We start from the raw sequence: 8,296 nt of genomic DNA on the forward strand, positions 1-8,296 counted from the left end.
ATTGACCAGAATCACCACATTCATACCTGAACCGATCAAGAAACCGCGTTGGGCCCGAGCAGCTGCTTCAGGTCCGCCATGAGCGCAGGCGTCGGCGCGACCCGCAGCCGATCGTCGATGCGTACGACGGTGGAACGGCCCGCTGACAGCAACGACAGGTGCACCTCGGTCGCCCCCGGATGGCCGGCGAGCACCTCCTTGAGCCGCTCGACCACCGGCGGGGTGCAGCGGTTGGCCGGCAGCGTGATGACCACCGGTCCGCGCGGCCCCTGGCTGACGTCCGGGATGGCGACCTCCATCGCCATCAGCCGCGGCGCCTCCTCGCGCTTGTCGATCCGCGCCCGCACCAGCAGCACCGCGTCCTCGGCGAGATGGATGCCGTGCTCCTCGTAGGCCTTCGGGAAGAACAGCACCTCGATCGCGCCCTCGAGGTCCTCGAGCACCGCGGTCGCCCACGAGTCGCCCCGCTTGGTCATCTTGCGGGTGAGCGAGGAGATGATCCCGCCGACGGTGACGATCTGGCCGTCGCTGCGGTCCTCGCCGGACAGCGCCGAGATCGGGCAGTCCACCGCGGCGGCCAGCACGTGCTCGATGCCGAACAGCGGGTGGTCGGAGACGTAGAGACCCAGCATCTCCCGCTCGTAGGCGAGCAGCGTCGACTTGTCCCACTCACTCATGGGGATCGTGAGGTTGAGCGCCATGGTCGGCTCCGAACCGGCGTCGCCGTCACCCGCGCTGAACAGGTCGAACTGGCCGACCGCCTCGTTGCGCTTGGTGTCCATGCAGGCGTCGATCGCCTCGGCGTGGATGCGCAACAGTCCTTGCCGGGTGTGGCCGAGCGAGTCGAACGCACCCGCCTTGACCAGTGACTCGACGACCTTCTTGTTGCACACGACCGGCTCGACCTTGGTCAGGAAGTCGGCGAAGTCCGCATACATCCCCTTGCTGCGCCGGGTCGCGCAGATCGACGCGACGACGTTCGTGCCGACGTTGCGAATGCCCGCCATGCCGTAGCGGATGTCGGTGCCGACCGGCGCGAAGTCGGCATCGGAGGAGTTCACGTCCGGGGGCAGCACCTTGATGCCCATCCGCCTGCACTCGTGCAGGTAGAGCGCGCTCTTGTCCTTGTCGTCACGCACCGACGTCAGCAGCGCCGCCATGTACTCCGCCGGGTACTTCGCCTTGAGGTACGCCGTCCAGTACGACACCAACCCGTATCCCGCGGCGTGGGACTTGTTGAACGCGTAGTCCGCGAACGGGATCAGCGTCTCCCACAGCTTGTCGATGGCCGGCTGGCTGTAGCCGTGCGCCTTCATGCCGTCGCTGAAGGGAACCTTCTCCTTGTCGAGGATCTCCTTCTTCTTCTTGCCCATGGCCCGGCGCAGCGAGTCGGCTTGTGCCAGCGAGTAGCCGGCGACGCGCTGCGCGATCGCCATGACCTGCTCCTGGTAGACGATCACGCCGTAGGTCTCGGCGAGCAGGTCGGCCAGTGACTCGGCGAACTCGGGGTGGATCGGCTCGATCTTCTGCCGGCCGTGCTTGCGCTCGACGTAGGCCAGATGGCTGCCCATGCCCATCGGACCCGGTCGGTACAACGCGTTGAGCGCCGCGATGTCTTCGAACGTCGACGGTTGCAGCGACCGGATCAGCGAGCGCATCGGCCCGCCCTCGAACTGGAAGACGCCGACCGTGTCGCCTCGGCAGAGCAGCTCGTAGGCCTCCGGCCGGTCCAACGGCAGGTTCTCGAGGTCGAGCTTCTCGCCGCGGTTGGTCTCGATGTGGCGCAGCGCGTCGTCGAGCACGGTGAGGTTGCGCAGGCCGAGGAAGTCCATCTTGAGCAGCCCGAGCGACTCACAGGCACCCATGTCGAACTGTGTGATGATCGCGCCGTCGGCCTCGCGCCGCTGGATCGGGATCACGTCGAGCAGCGGATACCGCGACAGGATCACCCCGGCAGCGTGGACACCCCACTGCCGGCGCAGCCCCTCGAGCCCACGTGCGGTGTCGACGACCCGTTTCACGTCGTGCTCGGTCTCGTAGAGCTGCCGGAACTCCTTGCCCTCGCCGTACCGCTCGTGAGCCGGGTCGAAGATCGCGGCGAGCGGCAGGTCCTTGCCCATGACCGGCGGCGGCATGACCTTGGTGATCTTGTCCCCGATCCCGTACGGGAACCCGAGCACCCGGGCGGCGTCCTTGACCGCCGCCTTCGCCTTGATCGTGCTGTAGGTGATGATCTGGCTGACCCGGTCCTCGCCGTACTTCTCGGTGGCGTAACGGATCATGTCGCCGCGCCGGCGCTCGTCGAAGTCGAGGTCGATGTCCGGCATCGAGATGCGCTCGGGGTTCAGGAACCGCTCGAACAGCAGGCCGTGCATGATCGGGTCGAGCTCGGTGATGCGCAGCGCCCACGCCACGAGCGAGCCGGCGGCCGACCCGCGGCCGGGCCCCACCCTGATGCCCGAGTCGCGAGCGTGGCGACACAGGTCGGCGACGACGAGGAAGTACCCCGGGAAGCCCATCTGGATGATGACGCCGAGCTCGAAGTCGGCCCGCTCCCGGTACTCCGCGGGCACCTCGGCGCCGTGGAAGCGCGCGTCGAGGCCACGGTGCACCTCGCCGCGAAGCCAGGAGTCCTCGGTCTCGCCGGCCGGTACGTCGAAGCGCGGCATCAGCTCGGCGCCCTCGTCGAAGGCGACGTCGCAACGCTGGGCGATCAGCAGCGTGTTGTCGCAGGCCTCGGGAACCTCCCGCCAGAGCCGGCGCATCTCCTCCGGGCTCTTCAGATAGAAGTCCTTGGCGTCGAACTTGAACCGGTTCGGGTCGGCCATCGTCTTGCCGGACTGGACGCACAGCAGCACCTCGTGCGCCTCGGCGTCCTTGGCGAAGGTGTAGTGAAGGTCGTTCGTGGCGATCGTCGGCATGCTGAGCTCACGGGCAAGCCGCAACAGGTCGGAGTGAACCCGGGTCTCGATGTCGAGACCGTGGTCCATGAGCTCGCAGAAGAACGACTCGCGGCCGAAGATGTCCTGCAGCTCGCCGGCGACCTGCTTGGCCCCCTCGTAGTCACCGATCCGCAGCTTGGTCTGGATCTCGCCCGACGGACAGCCGGTGCTGGCGATGAGCCCCGCGGCGTACTCGCTGATCAGCTCCCGGTCGGCGCGCGGCTTGTAGAAGTACCCCTCGAGGCTCGACCGGCTGGCGAGGCGGAAGAGGTTGTGCATCCCGGCGGTGGTCTCCGCGAGCAGCGTCATGTGGGTGAAGGCGCCGCCGCCGGACACGTCGTCCTCGCCGCCCTCGGCCCAGCGCACCCGCGTCCGCTCGTAGCGCGACGTACCAGGGGTGATGTAGGCCTCCATGCCGATGATCGGCTTGACGCCCTTGGCCTTGCCCTTCTTCCAGAACTCGTAGGCCCCGAACACGTTGCCGTGGTCGGTCATCGCCAGCGCGGGCATCCCCATGCGGGCGGCTTCGGTGAACAGCTCGTCGACCCGCGCCGCCCCGTCCAGCATCGAGTACTCGCTGTGGACATGCAGGTGCACGAACTGGTCGGCACCGGCGGCTTCCATCGGTTCGTTCTAACACCTCCGGCCGACGGGTTCGGCGTGTCGGTGACGGCGAGTCTCAGCCCGTAGGCTCAATCGGTGCCCAGCTCACGCCTGCTCGCCCAGTCCCGGGTGTTCGTGGCGTGCCTGGCGCTGGCGATCGTCGGCGTCGTCGGGCTCGGCCTGACCGCCGTCGCCACCCAGCCGGCGACCGCCTCCAGCAACGGCACCACCGCGGCCGACCCGACTCCGCCCGACGGCGGGAACCCCGGGCAGCGGCTGCTCAACTGGTCCGGGATCACCTGGCTGGTCTACCCGAACTGCCCGATCTGCGGCCCGGAGCACACTGCGACGACGAACGCCGCCCGCGCCGTCTACGTCGACCGGCGGGGCTGGCTGCACCTGGCGGTGTCCAAGATCGACGGCCGCTGGAGCGGGGTGGAGCTGCGGGCGCTCACCCAGGCGCCCTACGGCACCTATCGCTGGGTCGTGAACAGCGCGACGGCCGACATGGACCCGTGGGCCGTGCTCGGCATGTTCGTCTACCGCCCCGGCACCGCCAAGCTGACCAACGAGATCGACGTCGAGGACTCCCGGTTCCCGCACCTGCTGCGGGCGCCCGACAACGCCCAGTTCACGGTTCAGCCGTACAACGTCGCGGGCAACCAGCACGGCTACTACATCAGCTCGGACTACCACCCGCTCGTCCAGCAGTTCACCTGGAGCCCGGCGTTCGGCTCCGAGACGCACGGCTCGGTCCAGTTCGAGACGCGCGTCGGTACCACCGAGCGGTCGCCGTTGCTGGCACGCTTCAGCTACGGGGGCTACGCGGTGCCCACCTCGACGAACATGCAGCTGTTCGTGGTGTTGTGGATGAACAAGAACCACACGCCGACGACCGGCACGCATTCCGCGGTGATCCGCAATCTCAGCATCCAACCGCTAGGGGGTTGACCGGAAGTGCCCAGCCGCTTTCGCGCCGCGAGACCGCGCGCACTCCGATGGCTTGCCGGCATCGTCGCTCTCGGCACGCTCACCGCGGGCACCACGGCGCTGGCAGCGACGCCGCCGGGATCCGCTCAGCCGGGGCGGACGGCCCACCTCGTGAGGAGCCCCGGTCCGTCCGGGACGCTGTTCCCGAGCCAGATCACCTGGTCGGGCTTCGCCTGGACGGTCTCGGCGAACGGCACCGAAGGGCCCGAGAACGACCGGCTGACGAACTCGTCGAACGCGGTGTACGTCGACAGCCGCGGTCGGCTCCACCTCAACATCGTCCAGCTCCAGGGATCGTGGCGCTCCGTCGAGCTGCGGTCGGCCTATCCGGTCAGCTACGGGCGCTACCGCCTGGTCATCGACACGGCCACCGGCGGCTTCTCCGACCGCACGGTCTTCGGGATGTTCGTCTACCGGCCCCACGCCCCGAAGTACACGAACGAGATCGACGTCGAGAACTCCCGGTTCCCGAACTACCTGCCGGCTCCCGACAACGCCCAGTTCGCGGTCCAGCCCTACAAGCCGGCGGGACACGAACACCACTACTACGTGAAGCCGTCCTACCACCCGCTGTTCGAGGAGTTCACCTGGTACCCGCCCTCCGGCGGCAAGGACAGCAAGGGGACGGTCGCGTTCCAGACCCGGGTCGGCGCCACTCCGCACTCGCGGCTGCTGACCCGCTGGAAGTACTACGGCGAGAGCGACCCGACGAGCCAGCACATGTACCTCTACCTCACGCTGTGGCTCAACCACGGGCTGCCGCCCGTGCACGGCACGCACTCGATCATCCTGCGTTCGTTGCGGTTCAAGGCGGTCTGACCGACGCCCTGAGCCGGCGTCAGTCGCCGGCGTAGGCGAGCTCGGAGACCCGCTTGGTGTCCTGGGGCTCGAGCGGCACGACGAGCAACGAGTCGAGGGACACGCCGACCGGAGCCGGGTCGAGGACGCGTACGGCGGCGGCGCCGGCGAGATCCTCGATCTGGGAAACCGGTCCGGACACGATCAGCGCGAACACGCATCCGCAGTCCGAGCTCAGCCCGGCGGCGTCGACGCGCGCCTCGGCGGCCGCCGCCGCGCCGGCGTCGATCTCGTCGGACAGCTGCGGGCTCGGGCTCGCCAGCGACTCGGTCACCTCGCTCTTGTAGTGAGCGGCGACCTGGCTCGCCGACGCCTGCGCCGCGGACAGCGCGACCGCGAGGTTCGCTTGCGGCGAGGTGACGAGGACGTGCACCGACGCCTCAACCGGAGGCGGCACCCGGGCGAAGCCGCGGACCACCGCGACGTCCGGCGTCGCCGCGAGGAGCGTGTCGACCGCGAGCGGGCTGATGTAGGAGGTGAGGTCGACGAGGGCGTCGATGCGCTGCGAGGCGCCAAGGGTCCGCAGCCCGTCCCGGCGGGTTGCCGCAGCGGCGAGGTAGGACGCCACCGACGCCCCGGGCGCCGGTCCCAGCCGGCCGGCGCTCGGCGCCGCCGGCCCGGCCGCGACCGTCGACGGGCGGACCGGGCTCTGGTCGTCGCCGCCGGTCGCGGCGATGAGGACCGCCGCGAACGCGATCGAGCCCACCGCGATCACGATGACCGGCTCGCGCCGGATCCACGATCCGAGGACGCGACCGAAGACGCTGCGCCGCCCGACGATCGCGCCTGCGGCTCCGGCGAGGCCGCGCAACGCGCCGGCCACCAGCGGCAGCGCCCGGTCGTCGAGCTGGGAGAACCGGTGCGGCCGCTCGGTCACGACTGCGCCGCCAGCGCATCGAGCGCATCGCGGAGGTCCGCGGGCGGCTCGCTCACGAACTCGACGGGCCGGTGCTGCGTCGGGTGGTCGAAGGCGAGGCTTCGGGCGTGCAGCCACTGCCGCTGCAACCCGATGCGCGCGGCGAGTGTCGGGTCCGCGCCGTACGTGAGGTCACCGACGCACGGGTGGCGCACCGCCGACAGATGAACCCGGATCTGATGGGTCCGGCCGGTCTCGAGCCGGATGTCGAGCAGGCTCGCGGCCCGGAACGCCTCGACGGTCTCGTAGTGGGTGACGCTCGGACGGCCGTCGCTGACGACCGCCCAGCGGTAGTCGTGCGTCGGGTGCCGGCCGATCGGCGCGTCGATGGTGCCGCGGCTGGGGTCCGGGTGGCCTTGGACCAGCGCGCGATACCGCTTGTCGACCGTCCGGTTGCGAAACGCGTTCTTCAGCACCGAATACGCCCGCTCGCTCTTGGCGACCACCATCAACCCGGTGGTGCCGACGTCGAGGCGATGCACGACTCCCTGGCGTTCTGCGGCTCCGGAGGTCGAGATGCGGTAGCCGGCGGCGGCCAGCCCGCCGATCACGGTCGGCCCCGACCACCCGGGACTCGGGTGCGCCGCGACGCCGACCGGCTTGTCGACGACGACGATGTCCTCGTCGTCGTACACGACCTGCAGCCCGTCGACGGCGATCGGCTCGAGCGCGACCGTCGCCGGCTCCGGCAGCGAGACCTCGATCCACTCCCCCGCGCTGACCCGCTGCGACTTCGCGGGGGCTGACCCGTCCAGCAGCACCCCGCCGGCGGCCACCAGGTCGGCAGCCGCGGTGCGCGACAGGCCGAACAGCCGTGCGACGGCGGCGTCGACCCGGCTGCCGTCGAGCCCCTCCGGCAGCGGAAGGCGCCGGACCTGGCTCATCGGGGTCGGCCGTCCATCTCGATCCCGCGTGCGGCCAGCAGGACCGCGAGCACTCCCCCGACGACGATGGATGCGTCCGCGATGTTGAAGATCGGCCAGTGCGGCAGCTCGATCCAGTCGACGACGTGCCCGCGCAGCGGTGCCGGTGCCCGGAAGATGCGGTCGCTGAGGTTGCCGAGCGCGCCGCCGAGCAACAGCCCCAGCGAGACCGCCCAACCTGCGGAGGTCAGCGAACGCGCGCTCCGAACGATCACGACCACGACCGCAACCGCGACCGCGGTGAACACCCACGTCGCGCCGGTGCCGACGCTGAACGCCGCCCCCGGGTTGCGTGTGAACGTCAGCCAGAGGACATGCGGCACGACGGTGACCCGCGACCGGTGGGCCAGCTTCGCGACCGCGACGAGCTTGGTGACCACGTCGGTCGCCAGGACCGCTACGGCGACGACCACCAGCAGCGCGCTGCGCCGGTGAGCTGCACCGGCAGGTGCCGCGTCCTGCGCCGGGGTTACCGCCGCTCCTCTCGCTGTTTGCATGACACGCACAGGGTGGCACGCGGGAAGGCCTGGAGCCGGGCCTTCCCGATCGGGTTGCCGCAGCTCTCGCAGACCGGGTAGGACCCGTCGTCGAGACGCTGAAGCGCGCGTTCCACCTGCGAGAGCAGGTCACGGCTGTTCGCGGCCAGCGACATCTCGTGCTCGCGCTCGAACGTCTTCGTCCCGGCATCGGCCTGGTCGTCGCCCGCACCCTCGCCGCTGTCGCGCTGCAGCGCCGCCCAGGACTCCTCGGCGTCGGTGATCTCCCCGCGCAGGTCACGCACCTGCACTTCCAGCGACGCCCGGACCTTCGCCAGCTCCGGCTTGGTCCACGGCCGCTCTCCGACCAGCACCGTCGCGCCCGACTTCGGGGCGACCACTTCCGGAGTAGCCGGCTTCGGCTGCGCGGCAGCAGCCGCAGCGAGCAGCTCGGCGCGGGTCGGGGGCGCGGGAGTGTCGTCGGGCGCGGTCGGGACAGCAGCAGCCGCCGCCGCCTTCTTGGCCGCCGCCTTGACCGGCGCCGCCGGCCGAACGGCCATGCGGGCGAAGGCGAGGATCGGCTGCGAG

Annotated in this window: 7 protein-coding genes; 2 read left to right on the plus strand and 5 right to left on the minus strand. The window is 70.1% G+C overall.

What is annotated here, in order from left to right; genetic code table 11:
• Nucleotides 1-35 precede the first annotated feature (35 nt).
• Complete coding sequence (dnaE, locus tag VG899_14935) at nt 36-3,566, minus strand: DNA polymerase III subunit alpha (GenBank protein HWA67654.1); 3,531 nt, start codon at nt 3,564-3,566, stop codon at nt 36-38.
• A 75-nt stretch (nt 3,567-3,641) separates the two neighbouring features.
• On the opposite strand from dnaE, the gene VG899_14940 reads away from it, so the two are divergent.
• Both VG899_14940 and VG899_14945 read left to right on the plus strand, forming a co-directional pair.
• Nucleotides 3,642-4,496, plus strand: a complete 855-nt coding sequence (locus VG899_14940; GenBank protein HWA67655.1) for a hypothetical protein — start codon at nt 3,642-3,644, stop codon at nt 4,494-4,496.
• Nucleotides 4,497-4,646: 150 nt separating this feature from the next.
• Nucleotides 4,647-5,354, plus strand: a complete 708-nt coding sequence (locus tag VG899_14945; GenBank protein ID HWA67656.1) for a hypothetical protein — start codon at nt 4,647-4,649, stop codon at nt 5,352-5,354.
• A gap of 19 nt (nt 5,355-5,373) precedes the next feature.
• Here VG899_14945 and VG899_14950 read toward each other — a convergent pair whose 3' ends face one another.
• The 4 genes from VG899_14950 to VG899_14965 form a co-directional block, all read right to left on the minus strand.
• A complete protein-coding gene (locus VG899_14950; GenBank protein ID HWA67657.1) occupies nt 5,374-6,270 on the minus strand; it encodes a hypothetical protein in 897 nt (298 codons plus the stop codon).
• Complete coding sequence (locus VG899_14955; protein ID HWA67658.1) at nt 6,267-7,193, minus strand: RluA family pseudouridine synthase; 927 nt, start codon at nt 7,191-7,193, stop codon at nt 6,267-6,269. The genes VG899_14950 and VG899_14955 overlap by 4 nt, the downstream gene beginning before the upstream one ends.
• Nucleotides 7,190-7,729 (minus strand): signal peptidase II, encoded by a 540-nt coding sequence (gene lspA, locus VG899_14960; protein HWA67659.1) that lies wholly within the window; start codon nt 7,727-7,729, stop codon nt 7,190-7,192. Before lspA ends, VG899_14955 begins: the two co-directional genes overlap by 4 nt.
• On the minus strand, nt 7,702-8,296 hold a 595-nt coding region (locus VG899_14965), incomplete at its 5' end, for a TraR/DksA family transcriptional regulator (GenBank protein ID HWA67660.1). The genes VG899_14965 and lspA, both read right to left, overlap by 28 nt.

It is taken from the genome of Mycobacteriales bacterium, from assembly GCA_035550055.1.
In the GTDB taxonomy this organism is placed as follows: domain Bacteria; phylum Actinomycetota; class Actinomycetes; order JAFAQI01; family JAFAQI01; genus DASZTV01.